This is a genomic window from Desulforhabdus sp. TSK, from assembly GCF_022836495.1.
Taxonomy (GTDB): domain Bacteria; phylum Desulfobacterota; class Syntrophobacteria; order Syntrophobacterales; family Syntrophobacteraceae; genus Desulforhabdus.
Genome location: NZ_BQXM01000123.1, coordinates 1 through 557, shown reverse-complemented (window position 1 = coordinate 557; position 557 = coordinate 1). Strand labels below are relative to the sequence as shown.

The 557-nt window shown below is 67.0% G+C and carries 1 protein-coding gene; it reads left to right on the top strand.

Annotation, left to right across the window (positions count from 1 at the left end):
• Position 1: 1 nt before the first annotated feature.
• On the top strand, positions 2-557 hold a 556-nt coding region (locus MWC30_RS21795), incomplete at its 3' end, for an isochorismatase family protein (protein ID WP_368860925.1).

Sequence of the window (557 nt, the reverse complement as noted above, 5' to 3'; positions counted from 1 at the left end):
GATCATCGTCGACGTCCAGAACGACTTCTGCGAAGGGGGCTCGCTCGCTGTGGCCGGCGGCGCCCAGGTCGCAGCAGACATCAGCGAATTTCTGGAGGAGAACTCCGCGGACTTCGACGCCGTGGTCACCACCCAGGACTGGCACATCGACCCGGGGACCCACTTCTCCGAGGACCCGGACTTCCGGGTGAGCTGGCCGGTGCACTGCGTGGCCGGGACCACCGGTGCCGAGCTGCACGAGAACCTGGACACCGAGCATGTCGACGCCCGCTTCCTGAAGGGCCTCTACTCCTCGGGCTACTCCGGCTTCGAAGGCCTGCAGGGCGATCCGGATAAGGTGGGGACCCTCGCCGGTGAGAAAGGCATCAAGGTGGAGGCCCCCGACGCCGTCGAGGAACACGCCGAGGACCTCCACGCCTGGCTGCAGGACCAGGAGATCGACTCGGTGACCATCGTAGGCCTGGCCACCGACCACTGCGTGCGCGCCACAGTGCTGGATGCGGTGGAGAACGACTACCGCGTCCGAGTGATCCGCGAACTGACCGCAGGGGTGGACG